The organism is Neobacillus niacini, assembly GCF_030817595.1.
Taxonomy (GTDB): domain Bacteria; phylum Bacillota; class Bacilli; order Bacillales; family Cytobacillaceae; genus Neobacillus; species Neobacillus niacini_G.
Genome location: NZ_JAUSZN010000001.1, coordinates 1508151 through 1529481 on the forward strand (window position 1 = coordinate 1508151; position 21331 = coordinate 1529481).

Sequence of the window (21331 nt, forward strand, 5' to 3'; positions counted from 1 at the left end):
GTTCTCTTAGTTCACAGTACCTTCTTTGATCTTCAATTCCTTTTCTTGAGGAAGGGACCGTTTAATAAAAAATGAGGCGATCCAAGCGATGGATACAAGCCCAAATGCAAGTAGGAACGAGTTTTTCATACCAGCAATCATCGCTAGATTTTGTAGTGCAGCCCCATCATTTGTAGTCAATGTATTTTCCATATAACGACTTGAGGTACTCGTCATGATGGACACCAACAGTGCTGTCCCGACAGCGCCTGCCACCTGCTGAAGTGTGCTGATTATGGCCGTACCGTGCGGGTATAAATGAGGTGGCAGTACATTCAATGCATTGGTCATAACCGGCATCATGACCATCGAAATCCCCAACATCAATAGCGTATTAAAAATCATAATCTTGCTATACGAGGTTGACAATGTGATAAATGCAAATTGTAAAAGTGTATTTGCAACCAATCCTAATCCAACGAGCGCAAGCAGCTTGGCACCAAATTTATCAAATAATCTGCCTGTTATCGGCGACATAATCCCCATGACAATGCCACCTGGCAGCATAACCAAACCTGCCTCCAACGGACTGTAACCTAACGCATTTTGGAGAAAGATCGGCAACAACATCATCGCAGAGAACATCGCCATCATAACGATCATCATAATCACAGTCGACATCCTAAAAATGTTGTATTTAAATGTTCTTAAATCTAGCAACGGTTGTGCAATTGTCAATTGCCTCCATGTAAACAGTACTAGAGAAGCAACGCCGATTGCAATTGAAATAATGACTTCATTGCTCGACCATCCCCCATGACCTTCACCAGAACTACTGAAGCCGTACACAATCCCCCCAAAACCAATTGTTGAAAGAAGAAGTGATAGCGGATCAATCTTCGGATTCGTGGTCTCGGTAACATTTTTGAGCCTAAAATATGCAAAGAGCATAACTAACAGTGCGATTGGCAGTACACCGTAAAAGAGAACACGCCAACTAAAGTGCTCGACAACGATGCCTGAAAGTGTGGGTCCAATCGCCGGAGCAAATGTAATGACAATTCCAATCGTCCCCATTGCCGATCCTCTTTTTTCTATTGGAACCATGGCGAATACTACATTAGTTAGTAACGGAAAAAGCAGGCCGGTTCCCGCCGCTTGAAGCACCCTCCCGGTTAAAAGAACAGCGAACCCAGGGGCGATCGCAGCTACAAATGTACCCACCGTAAACAGTCCCATAGCCGCAAGGAATAAAGTTCTTGTCGTGAACCGCTGAATTAAATAAGCAGTGACTGGTATAAGTACACCTATGACTAGGAGATATCCAGTTGACAACCATTGCGCCATACTTGGCGCGATCCCAATGTCATCCATGATTTTTGACAAGGCCACGTTAAGAAGCGTTTCATTCAAAATGGCTACAAATACACCTAAAATCATTATTAGGACTAATAAAAAGTTGCCTTTACTCCCAAATGTCCCTCCGTTTGGTTTTGATTCGTTATGATTGTTCAAATTCTTTCTCCTTTCAGTTTCAAGTCACCATTCCTTACCTTCTATGTAACATTATACACATCTTACCAATAAGAACAAACGTTCTTATAAATATTACCACACAAAATAACCAAATTCAATTATTATTCCATTCCGATTGCAAAACATAATAAATAAGTTATGGTCCTTATTTTATCATTATTACGAATCTTTCCCATTCTATTTAATAAAAGATTTATAGAAGCTTAACATGAACAAAACAGGCTATTAACCATGATTTATTATTCTATTATTAGCGGGGGTAGCATGTGAGGCTATCATGGTATTTGGCGAAGCTTGAGCCAATACTCGTAAGATTAATTCTACATATTCTAAGAATCCTAAAAGGATTGTTCTACTGGAAAAACAATTAGTTCACTATAAGGGTAAGCAATATATTCTTCTTCACCTATACAATTAAAACGTTCCTTACGACCTTTCGAGTGGTACAACCTAGCAGTTATTCATTTTCCAATTAAGTTTTTATCTTTTAATAAAAGAAAATGGTTCGGTACGGTAACTCTTTGTCAGAGTGACAAATTCCTTCTTTTTGCTATGTATATGGAGTTCCAGCTTAAAACGATCTTCAAGTCGAAGATCGTTTTAACATAAAAAATCTTAATATTAAGCCAAAATGTAGTACCCCTACAAGTGCACCTTTTTATAATATTAAAAAGGAGTTCGATGACAAAATGGATATCATCTCCGTTTATTTAATTATCGGGGTATTGATTAGTACATCAATTTATGCGGTGGCAGATTTTCGACCTTGGTATTTTTTTTCTGCATTATGCATTGCCTGGTTACCTCTAATATTCATTGGAATGATTATAACTTTATTTATGGATTTAGAAGAAATCTCCAATAAGCTAAACAGATAAAAGCACAAAGCCAAGAAATAAATCCAAAAACCGTGACAATTGTAGTTTCGGACCACCCATATTTTAAGCAAAAGTGATAATGAATCGGTGTCATTCTGAAAATACGCTTATGAGTAAGTTTAAATGACGAAACTTGTAAAATAACCGAAAGTTGTTCAGCAAAATATATAAAGAACAAAATGGGAATTAAAATTTCAACTTTCTCAATAACAGCAAGAAAGGAAAGTGATCCCCCTATAGCTAATGATCCCGTATCCCCCATAAAAGCTTTGGCAGGATATATATTATAAATGAGAAAGCCGAGTAAACATCCAATCATAATTAAACAAAATATTTGCACCTCTGATCTATCTGAAACCATAAAAAAGAAAAAGTATGAAGGGATTGCAACAACTCCTAAAAGACCGTCTAAACCATCCGTGAAATTTATGGCATTTGCAGAACCTACGACAAATAAGGTGATAACAATGACATATAACACCATTGGAAGATCCAAGGAAATATTTTTATAAATATTAATGCTGGTGTCTACGCCTAGTTCGTTGATCACATAAAAAAGCAAAGTACCAGTAAAAATAAATTGAAAAATAAGTTTGGTCTTACCCGATACCCCTCCTGGATCTTGACGGGAAGCTTTCCAAAAATCATCCAAAAACCCAACAAAACTAAAAAGAATGTAGGTAATAGACAAGAAATACATTAATGGAGTAGGTGAAAAAAGGATTGATACGATAATTCCTACAAACAGAATAATTCCAAACATTAACGGAGTGCCTTTTTTTAACTGATGATCTGAAGGAAGTTCTTTTCTTATCGGTTGAATGAGCCTAAGTTTTCTCAAAACAGCAATTAATAGTGGAGATAAAATTGAAACAACAACAAAAGCAATTAACGCTGGGATTATTTGATCACTCATTTTTCATTTACTCCTTTTCTCTTTACTATCTAAAATAAATTCTATAAAACTCATTCATTACCTTTATTCCATACAATCCAATATTATAATATGTATAAAAATCAGGTTTAATAGAGACCAACTTATTACTATGTAAATGTTTATTCAAGAAAAGGCGCTTTAATTGAATAAAAGAAAAGCACATATTAGTCATGTATAATATGTGCTCTTCTTTTTTTTAAGGGATTTTTTTAATTTAGGTCTTGATAATCTGGAGCAATCCCTTTGTTAAACAAATGTTTATAACCACCATTTTTCCTGTGGAATTAAAACCGTTTTAATGTCAAAGTTATTTTCAAACCAATCTTTCATCAAAGTTTTATGTACAATATATTCTGAAGCAGAGTGGGAAACACCTATAAGCGACATTGATGTTTTTGCTGCATACTCTATCATTTCTTTATATCTTCGTTTTCCATAATCGTTATCAATATGGCAATGGACTTCACCTGTAATATATGCTTGAACGCCATTTCTTTCTGCTTCCTTCATCCAATCAACTTTATCTCCACAACCAGCAACAATTGCTATCCTTTGAATTCCATTTAAATTTTTACCTTCAAAATCAACATAGGGAACTTCAAAAATATCTTTCAATGTTGAAATTAATTCATCAGTGTTTGTTTTTTCAATATTACATACTAGTAAAAAATCATTATTAATTTCATTTAATAATTCTCTCTCAATAATTTCAGCTTTTAATGCTCTTGCAATCGCAACATTCGTGCCTAATTTTTCATGACAATCCATAGGTATGTGACAGGTGTATATAGATAGTTTTTTCTTTTTCACTTGCCTAATGTATTTTTCTTTAATGGGAAGAAATCCTTGTCCCCATTTACCTTTAGGGTCTCCACATTCCATAAACAAGGGATGATGCATAAACAATAAATCTCCCTCGTTACCTTCTTCTAGAAACCTTTCCAATACATAATCAGTTGGAAAAACAGCCAAAAAAACTCTTTTCACTATTGAAGCACCTTTTAACATTAGTCCATTAAAAAGTCCAACAAATTCCTTTTCAAAAGCAGTTTTCCAATCAAATCGTAAAGGGTCATATGCATTAGGTATAAATCGACTAAATGAAGGATCTTTTCCAAATGCTTTTATATCGAATTCGATGTCTAATTTACTAACTAATTCTTTAAGTTCTGTCAAAATTAGCCATCCTCTCTATAAAATTACTATTTTTTCAATTATTCACTTAACCAACCAGTGATAGGAGAATTCTTCTTCAATTAACCTGATCCGTTAGTGGAACAAGCAAAAAAGCCGCCGAAGGAGCTTGCAATCTAAAACTCTCGCACCCGTTTGTAGTATAAAAACTAAATCATTCTGAGTCTAAAAATGAAATAAATAAAACAAACGTTTGAACTCTGTATCCATACTGAAATCATTCATACCTGTTACAAAGTGATGTCGCTCTTTTATTTTCTACTTTTTCGATTCTTTCATCTCTTTGATCAAGGATTGATGAGCTTGCTTTAATTTTTTCTTTTCAGATTCATGTCCTTTGGCACTGCTTACAGGTTCTTCCGTCAATTCCACAATCACACGTACAGAATCGTTAGGAGCATACTGATCATCAACTGCCTTGTGGGCTTGGTCTACTATCCCTTGCTCTTGATCAATCTGTTGGTCCTTTAACCAACTCTTTTCACTCGCTTGCTTAAAGAAAGCTTGCAATGCTGCTTCATCTGTAGTTGCGGTTGATGTATTATTGGTTTCCGCAAAAACAGTGTAGGATGAAAGAATTAAGGATGTTACCGCTACAGTCGTCATCACTTTAACTGCCTTCAATTTACTCTTTCTCATTAACCTTGCCCCCTTTTTTTGATTTAAGTTTTATATTTATTTCACTATTTTTATGAGATTAGTAATTATAAAATAGGAATTTACTAACCATTCTAGTAAATAAATACAAATAGAATTGTACATACACCATAAATCAGAGTAAATTGGGGGATTTAAGCTTAGTTCGTTAGATTATATGTTAAGAGGTTTGGTGAAAAAGATTGTCATTTAAACAATATTTAAATAGGATTTTAGGTTATTATCAGGAAAAATGATTCTGTTTTTGTCGAAATCAATATTTTTTAGTAGAGTATTTTTTCTTATAATGGGGGAAATAAACATGATTAATAGAACTTTATGGAAATATAATAAAATAATTGATTAAAATGTGTATAAATAACTAGAAACTTATATGGTAATTGGGACATTTATTCATTATGTAGAAATATCATATTAATTGCCGAATGGCCCTTATATTCCCTGAACCAGGTACTCTTAGGCTTAGACTTGTATTGTATATTGGATTGTATATGGCTGTTACCCCACATCCAAAATATAAAAAGAGTTGCCATGATGACAACTCAAATATTCACATCTTTTAGTTCAAGAAGGTATAAGTAGAACTTTTATTTATTCATCTTCTCCAGAATCTATTTTCCAGCTACTTTGCAACTTCCTGATATAAATGATCTGACCAATGTGATATGCGTTATGAGTTGAAACATTTCCTAGTACCTCCCACCATTTCACGTGTCCAGGGAAGCCATTAACTTCACTCTCAATTTTTTCTTCAGATATTAACTCTTGCCAATGTAAAAGCACCTCTAATAGTTGTTTTTTTAAGTTAGCAAATGTATGATTTTCAGGAATAATAAAGCTGTTATTATTATTTCCTATTGAAGGCACAGCATTAACGTGAGATTTTTGGTACCTTGTTTGCCAAGTTTGATTCCAATATAGTAGATGCTGCACGATTTCAACAATACTATGACTTTCTTCGTTTGGCCTCCAAAATGCTTGCTCCTCTGACAATCTTTCTACTGAATCTGAAAATGGCAGGTACCAACTAGGGTCATTCGCATTTGCCAACAACTGATCCGATAAAACATCCTTTGCATGTACCATAATCAACACTCCTATTCTTTATATACCTTTAACGATTTCGTCCATCCCCTGCTTGATCATTTCATCAAGTCCAAAAGTGTAAAACCACATGACTTCAGAATTTAAATGGAAAGAGAATCCCCCTTCATGAACCAAGCTCACTAATCAAATTAATTCCCCAATCAAAAAAGTTGTTACTCCAACAGTTGTAATAGCCAAGCATGAATAAAAGAAACTGTCTAATTCCAGGACAGTAAAACCTGCAAAAACAATAAGTCCATCAAGGATAATAATAACAAGCGCTAAATTTAAGGAAAACTTTCCAGAAATGATTTTGGCAATTAAGTCCGTTCCACCTGTGCTCGTCTTATATCGGAGCATTAAACCAATGCCCGTTCCAATGATGACCCCTCCAACTAATGCACTGCAAAGTTGGGATACGAAGAATTGATTACGTAAGGGTGAAAGCAAATCGATAGACAAAGAAGAGATTAACAATCCTTGTAAACTGCTAAAAAAATAGCCTCTTTCATTCAATGAAGCGAATATACAGATTGGGACACTCAAAGCTACCATTGTTATTCCTGTCTGAAAATGAAAGAAGTAATGAAGTATTAATGCAATTCCAAGAATTCCACCATCAATTAAATGATTAGGCACAAGAAACCCATTTACCCCTATTCCTAATAATAAGCTGCCAATGATCGTAGCCGTTAATTTCTGAAAAATAAGTATCACCTTGTCCAATGTTTTTATTCTATACATATTCATCATCTTGAAATTAAGAATAAGGGACTTATGCTATAGTGGACGGAGCAAGAATTATCATGATAACAGATTTTTTTAAAATAATTGATACTATGAATTGTATGAAAGTAAGTTACGTTCTGTAATTTTCACAATTTCTACAAGTAGACGGTTTTACCTACTATAGTCAATTTATCACAACCTGCTTATTTCCATAATACATGCGTATTCTTATTTAAGAATTTCTTTTTCAAATTGACTTCTTAATTCAACTAGCTTGTTCCTGATAAAAGAATCCATTTCCTTTGGCAGGTGTTTTAAATTAAAAAATTTAGCTTCAATTACTTGATTTTGATCAGGATTTATTTCTCCTTCATATTCTGTGCATAGGTATCCAATTGCAACGTTGTGATATTCATCGCCAGTTTCCTCTACACGATTAATTAATTCATTACCAGAATATACACCAAATATCGATAATTTTTTTAATTTCAGTCCTATATCTTGGAATATATTTCTATCGATACATTCCTCAACTGACTCATTTAACTGTAAAATACCTCCTGGAATCATCCAGTTATCACCTATATACCTGTACAATAAAATTTCCCCAACTTGGTTAACGATTAAAACACTTGGTCTTACAATTATTAATGGAGAATTCCCAATCATTTTTCTGATATTATCACAATAACTCATAAAGCCCTCCTAAAATATTTAATTAATATACTTTGTAACAATTCAAAAACAGTACAATACTTTTGACTCGTTTAAGATTGTTTACCCTCATTAGTTAATTTCATAGCTCTCTGTTGAAAGATTATTGTTGAGGTACCAGAAGTCTTTGTTATTTTGCTCTAAAAGATGATATTTGTCCAATCACACCTTGTGTTAAGTAATATATATACCAAGGGGAACGTAATCTTTACTTTAACATCCAATAGGTGGTGAAAAAAATGGGTTGGTTTGGATCCAATGGTTATGGTTACGGAGGTGGCTATAACGGCAGTAGCTTTGTATTAATCGTAGTATTGTTCATACTTCTTATCATTGTCGGAGCTTCATTCATGTAATAACTATTCGAAATAGTGTTTTGGGAATACCATATGACCTTTTTCAAGGGGAGGTGTAACATTTATGTCAAATGGATATGGGAATGGATCTACTTTTACATTAATCGTGGTTCTTTTCATCCTTTTAATTATTGTTGGTGCATCCTTCGTAAACTAATAGTAATAAAATTACGTAATATCTTGACGATGAAAAAAAGCTCCAAACTCACTTTCCTGAGTTTGGAGCTTGTTCTTTACAAATATTATTACTTGTAGATAAGTTACTCTTCTATCATTTTTATTGCACCTATAAACCGACTCTCATTTACGGAAATCTACTTATAACACCTCTGATGAACGATCATATTCAATTCCTTGTATCCGTTGCTGATGGGTATATACATTGAATCCGTTACCTCGTATAAAACCAACGGCCGTGATTCCAAGTTCCTCTGCTAGATTTATCGCTAGGTTGGTAGGAGCCGATTTGGACAGGATAATTCCGACACCGATCTTAGCAGCCTTTAGTAACACCTCTGATGAAATTCGACCACTAAAGGCAATAATTTTATCCTTTAATGGAATACGATTCATAATACAATAACCAAATAGTTTATCTAGGGCATTATGGCGGCCGATATCGGTTCTTGAGATAACGATTCCGTCACTGGTGCATAATGCCGCATTATGAACACCGCCTGTTTGTTGAAAATGAGAGGAGCTTTCCTGCATCTTCTTCATCAGATCACGGCATTGTTCCGGTGTAACGGTCAATTTCGTCATCACGGTCTTTGCGGTTTTCATGTCATTATGAAAGTAAAATTGTCGCCCTTTTCCGCAGCAGGAACCAATAAAACGCTTGGAGTGCAAATTTTTTTGGATATTGTGTTTATTCACAAGTTCAACATATGCGAATCCCTTTTCTTCATCTATGTGGAGAGATTTGATGTCTTGATAAAAGCGTATCACACCCTCGGAAGCTAGAAAACCGATTACCAATTCCTGCAGTTCAGAAGGAGTACAAACCATGGTGGCAAACTCGTCACCATCTAAAATAATCGTTAAGGCTGTTTCAACAGCAATCTCATCCTCTTCTTCGATAAAGCTTTGTCCATTATATCTGACAATGTTTTGAGAAGTTGTAATCTCCTTTAACAAAGATGTCGCCCCTTTTCCTCGTTTATCCCTATTAGCTAACCTCTGTTTCAAGATCTGCAATTGGCTTTTCTACATATTGCGTATCTTTCCGAGCGTTATACCGCTCCGCTTTTTCAACATTTACAGTAATGTTGTAATCTGGGATCCCTGCATATTTCTCGTATCTGCCACGTGGCAGTAGGAAGTTCCCTTCTGGAAAGTGAACTTCTATATTCCCAGGTGCAATATCAACGAACTTTGCCGTCCCTTGGAAGACACCAAATCCGTTATAGACAACGATCCCTTCGCCTTCAGCGATACTTAATTTTTGCCCATCAACAGGACTCATCAATACATCATAGCGTCCTGCCCCGTTTAAAGGATCAATCTCTTTATATACCATTGAGTTGAACTGTTTGCCTCGACGAGAGGTGACGATGAACTGTTCTGGCTTTTTATTTAAATCAGGAATATCTACGGGAATTAAGCTTCCTCTTCCATCCGGAGTTGGACAAATACCATCTTCACATAGCCATGCTCCACCCCACTGGAATACATCCCCTTGCTTCTTCAAGTGCTGGATGCCTTCATAATCAGTATTTGCTTTCGCAATCTCCTCTCGAATCTCAAAACCATCTGCAAAATCAACTAAGTGAGCTGTTTCTGGTTTTACACGCTTTGCAAGGTCGATGTAGATCTTCCATTCAGCGCGTGCTTCTTCAATTTTGTTTTTGTTACCTTGAATTTCAGGTGAGAAGTACACCATCCGCTCTGTCGATGTGCTTGTCCCGCCGTCCTCTTGCTCATAACGTGTTTTTGCAGGCAGTACGATGACTGCTTCTTTTGCATCGACAAGTGTGGAGGTATTTAAAATAATATCTTGATGGACACGAATTTCGAGCTCTGATAACGCATATTCAATGAAATCTGGGTCCGGCATCGTTTCTAAAAAGTTACCGCCAGATAAGTAATAAAGCTTCACTTTCCGTTCATGGTCTTCTGGTAGCACGATGTTTTCCAAGGTCACCCCAACGATATCGCCCTGCCATTTTGGAAGCTCAAATCCCCAAATTTGCTCGATTCTTTCTACATTCTTCGCATCCCAGCCGCCGCCAGGCAGCACGAATGGATCTGCTCCCATTTCACCGCTTCCCTGAACACTGGAGTGTCCACGGAATGGCATAAGGCCAGCGTGTTTACGTCCTAGGTGGCCGCGAAGCAGTGCCAGATTTGCCACTTGCGAGATGTTATCTGTTGCAAAGGAGTGCATCGTTAGTCCAAGCGCCCACGCATAAACAGCGTTTTTACTGTTTGCTAAAACTTCAGCTAATTCAATAATCCGTTCTTTTGATACACCTGAAGATTCTATAATTTCTTCCCAGCTTTGTTCCTGTACTTTACTCTTTAATTCTTCATATCCGTTCACATGTTCTTGAACAAACTCATGGTTGATCGCTGAACCACATACTTTTTCTTCCATCGAAAACCAATGCTTCATAATTCCATGCATAAAGGCAATATCTCCGCCAATATTGACTTGGTAGAAATCATCGGCAATTTTCGTTCCGAATAAGGCAGACTCAGGATTAGAAGGAATCCAATATTTATCCATTGCCGGCTCACGGTATGGGTTGACAACGATAATTTTGGTTCCCTTTTTCTTTGCTTCAAGCATGTATTTTGAAGATACAGGTGAAGAGTTTGAAGCGACACTCCCCCAAAACAATAAGACATCAGTTCCGATCCAATCCAAATAATTCGATGTCGAAGCCCCTACTCCAATCGAGCGTTTTAAAGCTGTCTTACTTGGAGCATGACAAATTCTTGAAGCGTTATCTATGTGATTTGTACCAAGAAAACGTGCTACTTTTGCAGCAACATAATAGCTTTCATTGGTAATTCCACGAGCAGTTAGATAAAACGAATATTGCTTTGGATTCAACCTTTTCATTTTGTCAGCTATTAAATCCATAGCCTCATCCCATTCAATCCTAGAAAATTTTCGTTCTCCTTTTCTGCGAATCATCGGATAAGGAATACGGCCGAGTTTTCGGAGTTCCGTGCTATCATACTTTCTTAATTCATCTATATCGGCATGAAGAATTTCCGGCTTAATGGCAGGCATCGTATTTAGCCTTAAAACATTCATACGTGTCGTACAAACATGCGGTCCTTCCAATGTCTGATCATATAAACCAGATACACCAAGTGCACAGCCGTCACAAACACCTTTCGTAATAATGTCTGCTGCATAGCCTATATTATCTCGATTATCCCATGCGATTTTCATCGTATCACGAATATGTTTTGGCTTAATTTTTCCTAATCCAAACGGAATTGGACTTACCCAATGTTCAGGAGCAGGCATTTTTGCTTTCTTTTGTGGTCCTGGATGTAATGTTTTTCCCATTTATATTTCCTCCTCTAGAGTTCCCAATTCTAAATAACCAATTAAAAAACCACCAAGGAGAGCCTTTAATACTAAGGTGAATTCTCCGAGGTGGTTAGTCTTTAACAGGTTCGCTGCCAAGTGCCAACAAAATGTAGTTGGGTAGAAGTATTCGTTACAATTCTGTAAACTTTTTTTCAATATCTTGATCAAAAACGAAGATCGACATCCCTCTGTCCTCTTCAATATCAATATCGACAAATACATGAAGGAAGTTAGCACCTAACAGTTCCTCCATTTCAACAGGATGGTTTTTCTTATAAATCTCTTTGACCATTTCCGTTCTAGCAGCACGGAGCATTTGTTTTCCATCATCTGCTGTTGCAATAAATTTTTCAATCGGTGATAAATTTCCTTCTAATTCAGAAATTGCCCAGCACTTACAAAAGGTTGTTCTCACTTGACTTGGGCCTTTTCCCATATGGCGTTTTCGATACGCGCGAACAATATTACTAAATTCTGCTTCATATTTATTCACTATGATTTTCATCTCATTTCACTTACATTTAATTCTTATATTCACTGTGCTAATGTTGTTTTTATGGGATAAGTATACAATATTATTAGCCAGATTACTAACTTGCTTGATTTTTTGATGATGAATCAACACCTTGTTGTGCCTTCAATTTCTTAATATCAAGTCGAATCAGTAGGGAGATGATAAGTGCGACCACGAATAATCCTGAGAAAAATGTTAAGCTGCCGGAGTAGCTTCCTGTTGTATCCTTAATCCATGCAGCAAATAATGGACCAACCAGTCCTGCTGCTGCCCATGCGGTTAAGATGTAACCATGAATGGCTCCCAACTGCTTCGTACCAAAAATGTCTCCAATAAATGCCGGTACTGCTGAAAAGCCACCGCCATAACAGGTGTACACGACAATTAACAGGCAGATAAACAACCAATTAATCGATACATCTGGAAGGATAAAGAAGATGATCATCTGCAGAACAAAAAAAGCCGTGTAAGTAGTAGGTCTTCCTATTATATCTGAAAGGCTTGCCCAGCCAATTCGACCTAGACCGTTAAAAATTCCAATTGCTCCAACCAGGGCTGCTGCAGCCGCCATATCAATTCCAATACTTTCCATCGCAAGCGGTTTAGCAACTGCTAAAATGGCGATACCGCAAGTAATGTTAATGAATAACATCATCCACAAATACCAGAACCTTTTTGTTTTTACAGCCTCATTCGCCATAAGCTGAGATAAATCCATTGTTGGTTTCGCTTTTCCATTTTGGATTTTTTCTTTAAAGCCTTCTGGCATCCACCCTTCCTCTGGCTTTTCAAGATAAAGAGAAGAAAGAGTCATAATGACAAAATAAGAGCTCCCTAATATGAAAAATGTATTTGCAACACCCACAGAAGTGATCAGCATGTTCATAATCGGGCTGCTGATTGCAGCTGCAAACCCAAAGCCCATGATCGCGAGTCCAGTCGCTAATCCTCGTCGATCTGGGAACCATTTTACCAGCGTTGAAACGGGAGCAATATAGCCTACCCCTAAGCCAATGCCGCCAAGCGCACCGTAAAAAAAGTATAATAACGATTTTGAACCTAAGTTAACAGCAAGACCTGAACCAATGATACCAATACCAAAGAATGTTGCTGCAAGTAATCCCGCTTTTCTTGGACCATGCTTCTCTACAAAGTGCCCCAGGAAAGCAGCAGACAAGCCTAAAAATAAAATCGCAATACTAAATGTTAGTGCCACTTCTGAATCAGACCAGCCAAATAATTCTTTTAGCGGGGCAGTAAAATTACTCCAAGCATAGACGGAACCAATTGAAATGTGAATTCCGACCGCTGATAAGGCAATTAGCCACCGGTTTTTTCTCTTTTTCATTAAGACCTCTCCCCAATGTAAACATTTTCATTAAACAAATCGTAAAAAAAACAAAAAAACCGTCATAAAGATTCATATCAAGAATTCCAAAAAACGGAATCCAAAAAGAATCCTTATAACGGTTTGCCTTAAACAGGAACGCTGCTAAGTACCAACAGTTATGGTATGTACCTACAATATGAGAGTAAGCTCTCTTAACCGATAAACAGGGTCGCTGTTTCGTATTAGTAGAGTCTCATATTTTATGAGAAATGATATTTCACAATTTGTTCACAATTTAATTTTATATTAACATGGTCGCGGATTCATTACAATAGATATATTTCATTATTCCCTTATATACCAAACCTTTGCAATCAAATCATTCTTTATCTCATAAATGGCCATTAAGCTTGAACTTTCGCCAGCATTCCATTCGTTGCTATGCTAACACCTTACATATTTGCGTTTGAAACCAAGCTTCCCTCTATCCAATTCCTTTTGAATATTTTCGGATGCAAGCAGAATACTGCTTTTTTTCTTGTCCCGCTTGACTTCGACTGGACCTACAGCCTTTGCGGTTTCAACCGCCTTTTCATGGAGCGGCAAATAAGAAATTGCGACTGTGTAGATAAAATTATTCATAGCTGATTTTGTTCGTTCTGGAGAATCGTGAATCGTATCGTTCACCTGTTCAAGCATACGGGCAATCTTGCTTGCACTAAATTCGCTGTCCGGGCGATTGCCCAAAAGCCAGCAATAACAGCTCCAGCCCGCTGACATTCTAAGTTCTTCCCCGCTTGCGATCCATTTATCGGCAACAACTTGCGCAATATCGGCTTCTGCCAAAGTTACGGCGACTACATAATCCGAGAGCATATAAAAATACGCCCCATCCATCCAACGTTCAAAATCCGCCTCCGTCATTGTCATTGGGTCCGCAATGATGCCTGCAAAATACATGGCATCGTAGTTTCCAGTGGCGTATAGCTGCTCAGCCAAGGGCTGATTTATCTTAATTTTCTTTGCGAGCGGCTTCATGGCACCTGTAGCCACCCCAAATACCGGCTCGTGCGCCCCATTGCTTATGTACATCTTTTTCATTCGTTCCTTACCGAGCGTCTGCAGTTCCTGCATAACCATTTCAAAATCCATCGTATTACACTCCCTTCTTTATCATCATATCAAACATTTCCATCATCATAAATTCTTGAACCTCGTTCCGTTATCCTGCCACATAACTACAGTAAGACTTAAGTCGTAGAAAAAATTCAGTCTCCTCAAAACAAGGAAAATATGGGATATTTAGGTAGCAGGATCGACGAAATAGTCAAATATAACTACCAATGGAGGCGGTGTGATTAAATTCATTAAGATATTGTTAAACTTTTGAATTTTTTTGGTAAATAATGACTGCTTTTACAAAATTGTGTTAAGATTCATTTTGGACTTTCTATCTATATTAAAAGGGAGATGTACCTATGTCGATGTTTACGAAATGGGCTTTTCAAAATAAAGCCGCTGTCTCATTGATGACTATATTAGTGTTAATCATTGGGGTTGTTAGTTATTTTAGATTACCGATGGAGTTCTTGCCTTCCGCAGACAATCCGCAAGTAACCATTATAACGATGGGGCAGGGAACAGATTCAAAAACAATGGAAAGTGATGTTACTTCTCCGATTGAACGGGCTGTTACCGGAATTAAAGGGAAAAATTCGATTTACTCCACAACGGGAGACGGCTTTTCAAAAGTAGATTTATTTTTTGAAGCTGGTTCAGACATGAAACAAGCAAAATTAGATGTTCAAGAGGCATTATCAAATGTGGCACTTCCAGCTTACATATCAAAGCCCATCATTTCGCAGCTAAATACCTCCATGATTCCAATCTCCAACATCGCTGTAACCTTTAAAGATGGCCTCACCACCGAAAACCTGGAATTGGTAAAAGAAAAAATTGAACCGTTATATAAAGACATTGACGGTGTTGCTCAAGTTCAAACCTATGGGTTAGTTGATCCTGTGATTTCATTAAAAATAGATAATCAAAAGTTAGCACAAAACCAAGTATCCCTTCAAAGTGTACTGGGAATTCTTCAAGGTCAAAACAGCGCCCTAGCAGTCGGCGAAAAGAGTATTGACGGAAAAACAAGCAATATTAAGGTGATTGGCGACGTATCAAGTCTCGAAAAACTTAAACAGCTGCCAGTTGCACCAAACGTAACCCTAGAAGATATTTCTTCGATTAAAGAAACAAAACAATCCAATTTTCTCAACCGTTTCGACGGTGAAGAAGCATTAAGCATCAGTATTACGAAGGACAGTAATTCAAACGCTGTAACCATTAGTAAAGAAATTGAAAAAGTAACAAAAGAAATTAACAAAAAATACGATTCACAAGAATCTACCATCTATGTTGCTTCAGCTGATATGGTTGAAACATCTGTACAAACGATGATGAAAGAAGTCCTGTTAGGTGCTTTATTTGCAACGATTGTGATTATGATCTTTTTACGTAATATCAGAACAACGTTTATTACGATTGTATCTATTCCGCTATCACTTTGTTTTACTCTGTTCCTGCTTTCACGTTCCGGGGTAACGTTAAACATTTTAACACTTGGCGGTGTGGCCGTTGCGGTTGGGCGGCTTGTTGACGACAGTATTGTTGTCATTGAAAATATTTACCGCAAAATGCAGACAGAGAAATTCTCCGTTCAAATGGTGATCGACGCAACGAAACAAGTAGGTGTTGCGATTACCGCCTCCACGTTAACAACGGTCGCGGTTTTCTTGCCAATGAGTTTATTAAACGGCGGACTACAAGAATTCCTTTTACCATTTGCCTTAACGGTTACCTATTCCCTGCTTGCCTCGTTATTGGTTGCCTTAACATTGGTACCGTTAATGAGTGCTGGTTTATTGAAAAATACGAAACTTCCAGAACATAAACCAGCGGTACGCTTTCCAAAAGCAGTGAAATGGTCTTTAAATCATAAATGGATTGTATTTACGATTTCCTTCCTATTGTTTGCTGGATCGATAGGTGCATACTTTGCCGTACCGAAGGGTGCCGTTGACAATTCTACTGCCGACTTTGTTTCAGCCACCTTGAAATACCCAAATGAAACACCTTTTGAAACAGTCAAAGAAAAGGCTATTGAGCTTGAAAATTCAATAACTGAAATGAATGAGGTTGAATATGTTTTCAACCAAGTAGGTTCTTCCGCGGATTTCGCTCAATTTGGTCAAATCGGTTCGCCAACCGAAGCGGTCATTAGTATTCTATTAAAAGATAAAGACGATACAGATAAGGTTCTAAAAGAAATTGAAAAGAAAAAGGACGATTATAAGGGTGCAGTATTAGAAGTCGCCACAGCTTCGTTTATGATGGGCGGCTCAGCAACCAATATTACCATCGATGTGGTTGGTGAGGATATCGAACAGCTTGAAAAAACAGCAAACCGTATTAAAGAAACCGTGTCTGATATTGATGGTGTCGAGGAAGTAACTACGAATCAAGATGAAAAGAAAACTGTCTACTCTCTCGTCGTAGATCCTGCAAAAGGTAATACACAGCAAATCGCCCAACAGCTTGGAGTCATGCTAAATCAAACACATCTTGGAACCATCACGGTAAATGAAAAACAAACGATGGTTGTTCTTGAACCTTTACTAAACACAGAAACAGAAGCTGACTTAAAAAACATCCCAATCATGACCGAAAACGGGATGATACCTGTTTCTGAAATTGCAGCCTTAAAAGAGACTGAGAGTTCAACTAGCCAATTCCATAAAGATGGAGAAACGTATCTTCGGGTCACAGCATCCGTCGATCCTGCAAAACTCTCTGAAATCTCTACCAAGATTAACCTAGAATTATTCGGAGATCAAAAAGGAAATAAAGGGATGGACCTTCCTGAGGATGTAGAAATTCTCGTTGGAGGAGCAAGTACCCAGCAAATGGAGGATTTTACCGATCTTTTCTTTACGATGCTTGTTTCAATCGGAATTGTGTTCTTGATTATGGTTATCACGTTTAAGTCGATTAAAGCACCAATCGCGATTTTAACCTCCCTGCCCCTTGCAGCCATCGGTGCTATTTTAGGAATCTTGATCAGCCGGATATCCGTTGATATCACCGCCTTGCTTGGAGCACTTATGCTGATTGGAATTGTAGTGACCAATGCGATTGTTCTGATTGACCGTGTGAGACAAAATGAAGAAAATATGACGATCCGTGAAGCACTTATTGAAGCGACTGCTACTAGAATGAGGCCGATTTTGATGACCGCCGTTGCAACCATATGTGCGATGATTCCACTATTGCTTAAGGAACCTCAGTCTGGAAGCTTGGTTTCCCAAAGCTTGGCGATAGTCGTGATTGGTGGGCTGGCCCTCGCTACCCTCTTGACGTTGATCGTTATCCCATGTGTGTACGAATTATTGTATTTTAAAAAATCAAAGAAACAAAGAATGGCAGAAACAACCGAACAGCAGATTCAAATATAAAAAGTATTATTCACCTTATTGATTGGATCCAAAAATGTAAGTAGACTCGTATGCAATATAACAAAGCCGAAAACATGCAGAGATGAATAAAAAAATGCATGTTTTCGGCTTATTTATTTTCCTAGCGATTTTATAATAGTTTTACATAACCTTAACATCAACAAAACAGGCTCTTAACATTGATTTATTATTCTATTATTAGTGGGGATAGCATGTGTGGCTATCATGGTAGTTGGCGTAGGTGGAGCCATTACTGATTTTACATACTACTCCGAGCTCTCTTTTAAAACAACTTGCAAAAGAATGTGTCCTGCTTGCCCAATTAACTTCACTTAATCTATACACAGTGTTTACTAAGATTTAATATTCAAATGATATGATTGGCCTAACAACCAATGAGGAGGCAGATTAAATGAATGTGCGTGCAATATTTATTGATATGGATGGTACACTACTTAAAGCCTCAAACTGCATTTCCCGCAGAAATATGCAAGCCATTTATGGGCTCATAAATCAAGGAGTACAGGTTTTTCTAGCCACTGGTCGACACTATGAAGTAACCGCACCCTACCATAAAGAAATAGGTTTACGAACTCCTATGATCTGTCTGAATGGTGCTGCTATACACGATGAAGAAACAGGAATAATTACCGAGATGAAAACTGTCCGATTGAACGAGGAACGATTCCACCATCTGACCGCTGAAAGTCTTTATAATGTTATAATCCATACAGCAAATGGACTCTACTGTAAGGAAACAAATGAAGAAATCGATTATTGGACAAAAGTTGGGCGAATTCCGCCACGATATATTGGAGATTTAAGACAGGCGAATTATCAAGATGTCCTTAAATATAGTGTTCGGACTGGAGAACCTTGCCCTGAATTATCTGCATTGTTTAAAAAGGAAGCAGAAGTGGTCGATTGGAATGACGGGTTTGAGCTGCTTGCTCCTAATGTTTCAAAATGGTCTGCTATTAAAAGCTTACTTACCGAATTTCGAATTCGTCCTGATGAAGTCGCAGCCATTGGAGACGGACCCAATGATATAGAAATGCTTCGGCATGTGGGTACAGGTGTGGCAATGGGCAACGCTAGTGCAAAGGTAAAAGCTGCAGCTGATTTTGTTACTGGACACCATGAAAATGATGGATTAGCGGAGTTTATAGAACAATATCTTCTACAGCCATATAAATCAAATGCGATTTAGATGGCTGTAATAAAAACGGACAGGTGTTATTCACACCTGTCCGTTTTTCCTTAATGGATGTTCTTTTTATGCGTTAACTTCCTTTACGAGCTGATTGATTGAATGCAATTTGGCTGATAGCTCATTAAACCATTCTTCATCCCCTGTTGCTAACGCTAAATCAATTTGGAAAAGAATTTGTTCCTTATTGTTGACATTTGCAGCAGGCAGGTGTTTTAGCTGGCTTGTTAAAAATGCTACTGTTCTGCCATTTATTTCTTTATTGTCACTGGTTACTATCGTGACTTTTGCCACCCCTTCTACATTGCTTAGCGATTCAATAAAACCGATAATTAATTCCCCACTCAGCAAATTTCCCTTAACCCAATCACCTGTTTCTAACATTGGAACATTATTTTTATTTAACATTATTTTTCACCCGCTTGGAAAAGTATAGTACCGCTCTAAACATGCTTTCTCTACATAGACCTTCATCAACTGTAATTTATTTTATTACAGTTTTTTTAAAAAGAATCCTGTTGCACAAGCCCAGCCATTCTTCTTTATTGTTTTTGATTAATAAGACTAACAACTTCCTTGATGGTGTATTCCTTTAAATATTCACCCAGATGGTTTTCAGCACCTAAAAAAATGGTAAACAAGACGCTTTGCATATTTGCCCCCACAATGCACTGTTCATTTGATTCAGGACATTTAGGCTGAAGTGCACCTTCTGAAGTAATCTTATAGATGTCCCATAGACTAACCTCACTAAGTTCTAAAGCAAAAATAAAGCCGCCGCCTGTTCCCTCTTTTGATTTAATAAAACCATGTTTTTTTAATAAACTTAATACTTTACGAATACGAACTGGGTGGACACCGGCACTTTCTGCTATATATTCACTTGTTGACATCCGGTCTGGCTGTAATGCAAGTAGAGTTAAACTGTGAATGGCAAGTGTAAAATCACTGTTCATAACCTGCCTCCTATACATTCATCATTTTTCTATTATAGATTTTGCTACTATTCATTATTATATCATTTACAATACTGCAATGATAAATATTACAGTTCGGACGCAACTTAATTTCCATTTAGAATGTTTTAATTAGCCTCTTTATGCGATTCAATGTTTACAAATGTTCGAAGCTTACGTGGTAAAAACCTAGTTATTTCGTCCTCGTTATATCCAACTTGTAATCTTTTTTCATCTATGATGATTGGGCGGCGCAACATTTTTGGATTGTTCGCAATTAATTGATATAAGGCATTTAGTGGCAGAGATTCAATATCTACATTTAATTCCTGATAAGCTTTTGAGGTCGTCGAAATAATTTCGTCCGTCCCTTCTTCTGTCAGGCGAAGAATGGATTTAATCTCATCAATCGTAAGGGGATTAGCTATAATGTTTCTTTCCATATATTCAATCTGATGTTCCTCTAACCATGCCTTTGCTTTTCGACAAGAACCACAGCTTGGTGTTGTAAATACAGTTACCATACCTTTACACACTCCCTTTTTATCATTCAACCATTACTTAACAGCCTAAATGTAACAAAAAACATTACAGTTGAGAAACAATACATTTAAAAACTAATTTAGAGAGCTAAACTCAATGGCTATACTGTAATTTTAATTTTTACAGTTAAATAAGTCAACTGTAATTTTATGGGTAAATGAATTAATTTTATCATTTGCATTTTGTAATAGACCAACAAGTTATTGTTCTAGAAACAATAGAACAGATGTGTTATAATATGTATAGAACAGATTGGAGGAAGTAATAAATGATTATTCGAATTGAACCTGATTCTGACATCCCAATATACGAGCAGCTATCCAATCAAATAATCGAAGGAATTGCTAGAGGAGTGATTCAGCCAGGCGATTCACTGCCTTCTGTTAGAGCTTTTGCTTCTGACCTTGGCGTTAACATGCACACGGTTAATAAAAGCTACCACCTGTTAGAAAAAAAGGGAATTATCAAGATTGTTCCGAAATCAGGCGCGATTATTTCTTCACCTCAAGATTTCAATCAATCCTCTCTCGATAGACTAAAAGATGAATATATGCCTCTTATTGCAGAATCACTTGTGGTGGGAATGTCTCAAAAACAAATTTTGGAGCTTGTTTCAATCATAATTAATGACATTAAGAAGAATTAAAACAA

The 21331-nt window shown here is 37.1% G+C and carries 20 protein-coding genes; 5 read left to right on the forward strand and 15 right to left on the reverse strand.

Features of this window, described 5'->3' with window-relative positions:
* Positions 1–6: 6 nt before the first annotated feature.
* The 7 genes from QFZ31_RS07550 to QFZ31_RS07580 all read right to left on the reverse strand — a co-directional run bounded on the left by QFZ31_RS07550 (position 7) and on the right by QFZ31_RS07580 (position 7692).
* Positions 7–1494, reverse strand: a complete 1488-nt coding sequence (locus tag QFZ31_RS07550) for an MDR family MFS transporter (RefSeq protein WP_307302154.1) — start codon at positions 1492–1494, stop codon at positions 7–9.
* Between the two features lie 858 nt (positions 1495–2352).
* On the reverse strand, positions 2353–3309 hold the full coding sequence (mraY, locus tag QFZ31_RS07555; RefSeq protein WP_307302158.1) for a phospho-N-acetylmuramoyl-pentapeptide-transferase: 957 nt from the start codon (positions 3307–3309) through the stop codon (positions 2353–2355).
* Positions 3310–3588: 279 nt separating this feature from the next.
* The gene (locus QFZ31_RS07560; RefSeq protein WP_307302160.1) at positions 3589–4506 is read right to left on the reverse strand and encodes a Nif3-like dinuclear metal center hexameric protein; all 918 of its coding nucleotides are present in this window, start codon (positions 4504–4506) and stop codon (positions 3589–3591) included.
* Between the two features lie 276 nt (positions 4507–4782).
* The gene (locus QFZ31_RS07565) at positions 4783–5163 is read right to left on the reverse strand and encodes a hypothetical protein (RefSeq protein WP_307302162.1); all 381 of its coding nucleotides are present in this window, start codon (positions 5161–5163) and stop codon (positions 4783–4785) included.
* 609 nt (positions 5164–5772) lie between these two features.
* The gene (locus QFZ31_RS07570) at positions 5773–6267 is read right to left on the reverse strand and encodes a DinB family protein (protein ID WP_307302164.1); all 495 of its coding nucleotides are present in this window, start codon (positions 6265–6267) and stop codon (positions 5773–5775) included.
* Between the two features lie 144 nt (positions 6268–6411).
* Positions 6412–7011, reverse strand: coding sequence for a YitT family protein (locus QFZ31_RS07575; protein ID WP_307302166.1), 600 nt, complete (start codon positions 7009–7011; stop codon positions 6412–6414).
* Positions 7012–7224: 213 nt separating this feature from the next.
* Complete coding sequence (locus QFZ31_RS07580) at positions 7225–7692, reverse strand: NUDIX domain-containing protein (protein ID WP_307302168.1); 468 nt, start codon at positions 7690–7692, stop codon at positions 7225–7227.
* A gap of 257 nt (positions 7693–7949) precedes the next feature.
* Between QFZ31_RS07580 and QFZ31_RS07585 the strand changes: the two genes are divergently transcribed.
* Together QFZ31_RS07585 and QFZ31_RS07590 are read left to right on the forward strand one after the other, a co-directional pair.
* Positions 7950–8066 carry a YjcZ family sporulation protein gene (locus QFZ31_RS07585; RefSeq protein ID WP_179601127.1) on the forward strand — a complete coding sequence of 39 codons (117 nt, stop codon included), beginning with the start codon at positions 7950–7952 and terminating at the stop codon, positions 8064–8066.
* 64 nt (positions 8067–8130) lie between these two features.
* Entirely contained in the window at positions 8131–8223 is a 93-nt protein-coding gene (locus QFZ31_RS07590; protein ID WP_306074098.1) for a YjcZ family sporulation protein, read from the forward strand.
* 161 nt (positions 8224–8384) lie between these two features.
* Here QFZ31_RS07590 and fdhD read toward each other — a convergent pair whose 3' ends face one another.
* From fdhD to QFZ31_RS07615, 5 genes are all read right to left on the reverse strand, one after another.
* Complete coding sequence (gene fdhD, locus QFZ31_RS07595; RefSeq protein WP_307302170.1) at positions 8385–9203, reverse strand: formate dehydrogenase accessory sulfurtransferase FdhD; 819 nt, start codon at positions 9201–9203, stop codon at positions 8385–8387.
* Between the two features lie 31 nt (positions 9204–9234).
* Entirely contained in the window at positions 9235–11592 is a 2358-nt protein-coding gene (locus QFZ31_RS07600) for an FdhF/YdeP family oxidoreductase (RefSeq protein WP_307302172.1), read from the reverse strand.
* A gap of 154 nt (positions 11593–11746) precedes the next feature.
* Positions 11747–12109 carry a DUF2294 domain-containing protein gene (locus QFZ31_RS07605; protein WP_179601118.1) on the reverse strand — a complete coding sequence of 121 codons (363 nt, stop codon included), beginning with the start codon at positions 12107–12109 and terminating at the stop codon, positions 11747–11749.
* Positions 12110–12206: 97 nt separating this feature from the next.
* Positions 12207–13478: an OFA family MFS transporter gene (locus QFZ31_RS07610; RefSeq protein ID WP_307302174.1), complete on the reverse strand. Its 1272-nt coding sequence runs from the start codon at positions 13476–13478 to the stop codon at positions 12207–12209.
* A gap of 426 nt (positions 13479–13904) precedes the next feature.
* On the reverse strand, positions 13905–14612 hold the full coding sequence (locus QFZ31_RS07615; RefSeq protein WP_307302176.1) for a DNA alkylation repair protein: 708 nt from the start codon (positions 14610–14612) through the stop codon (positions 13905–13907).
* Positions 14613–14938: 326 nt separating this feature from the next.
* Here QFZ31_RS07615 and QFZ31_RS07620 point away from each other — a divergent pair, with 326 nt between their 5' ends.
* Positions 14939–17971 carry an efflux RND transporter permease subunit gene (locus QFZ31_RS07620; RefSeq protein WP_307302178.1) on the forward strand — a complete coding sequence of 1011 codons (3033 nt, stop codon included), beginning with the start codon at positions 14939–14941 and terminating at the stop codon, positions 17969–17971.
* A gap of 412 nt (positions 17972–18383) precedes the next feature.
* Complete coding sequence (locus QFZ31_RS07625; protein ID WP_307302180.1) at positions 18384–19181, forward strand: Cof-type HAD-IIB family hydrolase; 798 nt, start codon at positions 18384–18386, stop codon at positions 19179–19181.
* A 66-nt stretch (positions 19182–19247) separates the two neighbouring features.
* Here the strand turns inward: QFZ31_RS07625 and QFZ31_RS07630 are convergent, their stop codons facing one another.
* The 3 genes from QFZ31_RS07630 to spxA form a co-directional block, all read right to left on the reverse strand.
* Complete coding sequence (locus tag QFZ31_RS07630) at positions 19248–19589, reverse strand: IDEAL domain-containing protein (protein WP_307302181.1); 342 nt, start codon at positions 19587–19589, stop codon at positions 19248–19250.
* Between the two features lie 134 nt (positions 19590–19723).
* A complete protein-coding gene (locus QFZ31_RS07635; RefSeq protein WP_307302182.1) occupies positions 19724–20137 on the reverse strand; it encodes an RrF2 family transcriptional regulator in 414 nt (137 codons plus the stop codon).
* Positions 20138–20265: 128 nt separating this feature from the next.
* On the reverse strand, positions 20266–20661 hold the full coding sequence (gene spxA / locus QFZ31_RS07640) for a transcriptional regulator SpxA (RefSeq protein WP_179600451.1): 396 nt from the start codon (positions 20659–20661) through the stop codon (positions 20266–20268).
* Between the two features lie 287 nt (positions 20662–20948).
* On the opposite strand from spxA, the gene QFZ31_RS07645 reads away from it, so the two are divergent.
* The gene (locus tag QFZ31_RS07645; protein ID WP_179600449.1) at positions 20949–21326 is read left to right on the forward strand and encodes a GntR family transcriptional regulator; all 378 of its coding nucleotides are present in this window, start codon (positions 20949–20951) and stop codon (positions 21324–21326) included.
* The last annotated feature ends 5 nt before the right edge of the window (positions 21327–21331 follow it).

Bases quoted from the DNA above. Each gene is read 5' to 3' on its own strand.
- QFZ31_RS07600 (WP_307302172.1), bottom strand. From the start codon at position 11,592: ATGGGAAAAACATTACATCCAGGACCACAAAAGAAAGCAAAAATGCCT.
- QFZ31_RS07590 (WP_306074098.1), top strand. From the start codon at position 8,131: ATGTCAAATGGATATGGGAATGGATCTACTTTTACATTAATCGTGGTT.
- QFZ31_RS07625 (WP_307302180.1), top strand. From the start codon at position 18,384: ATGAATGTGCGTGCAATATTTATTGATATGGATGGTACACTACTTAAA.
- QFZ31_RS07620 (WP_307302178.1), top strand. From the start codon at position 14,939: ATGTCGATGTTTACGAAATGGGCTTTTCAAAATAAAGCCGCTGTCTCA.
- QFZ31_RS07645 (WP_179600449.1), top strand. From the start codon at position 20,949: ATGATTATTCGAATTGAACCTGATTCTGACATCCCAATATACGAGCAG.
- QFZ31_RS07575 (WP_307302166.1), bottom strand. From the start codon at position 7,011: ATGTATAGAATAAAAACATTGGACAAGGTGATACTTATTTTTCAGAAA.
- QFZ31_RS07585 (WP_179601127.1), top strand. From the start codon at position 7,950: ATGGGTTGGTTTGGATCCAATGGTTATGGTTACGGAGGTGGCTATAAC.
- QFZ31_RS07635 (WP_307302182.1), bottom strand. From the start codon at position 20,137: ATGAACAGTGATTTTACACTTGCCATTCACAGTTTAACTCTACTTGCA.
- mraY (WP_307302158.1), bottom strand. From the start codon at position 3,309: ATGAGTGATCAAATAATCCCAGCGTTAATTGCTTTTGTTGTTGTTTCA.
- QFZ31_RS07580 (WP_307302168.1), bottom strand. From the start codon at position 7,692: ATGAGTTATTGTGATAATATCAGAAAAATGATTGGGAATTCTCCATTA.
- spxA (WP_179600451.1), bottom strand. From the start codon at position 20,661: ATGGTAACTGTATTTACAACACCAAGCTGTGGTTCTTGTCGAAAAGCA.
- QFZ31_RS07570 (WP_307302164.1), bottom strand. From the start codon at position 6,267: ATGGTACATGCAAAGGATGTTTTATCGGATCAGTTGTTGGCAAATGCG.
- QFZ31_RS07610 (WP_307302174.1), bottom strand. From the start codon at position 13,478: ATGAAAAAGAGAAAAAACCGGTGGCTAATTGCCTTATCAGCGGTCGGA.
- QFZ31_RS07615 (WP_307302176.1), bottom strand. From the start codon at position 14,612: ATGGATTTTGAAATGGTTATGCAGGAACTGCAGACGCTCGGTAAGGAA.
- QFZ31_RS07630 (WP_307302181.1), bottom strand. From the start codon at position 19,589: ATGTTAAATAAAAATAATGTTCCAATGTTAGAAACAGGTGATTGGGTT.
- QFZ31_RS07565 (WP_307302162.1), bottom strand. From the start codon at position 5,163: ATGAGAAAGAGTAAATTGAAGGCAGTTAAAGTGATGACGACTGTAGCG.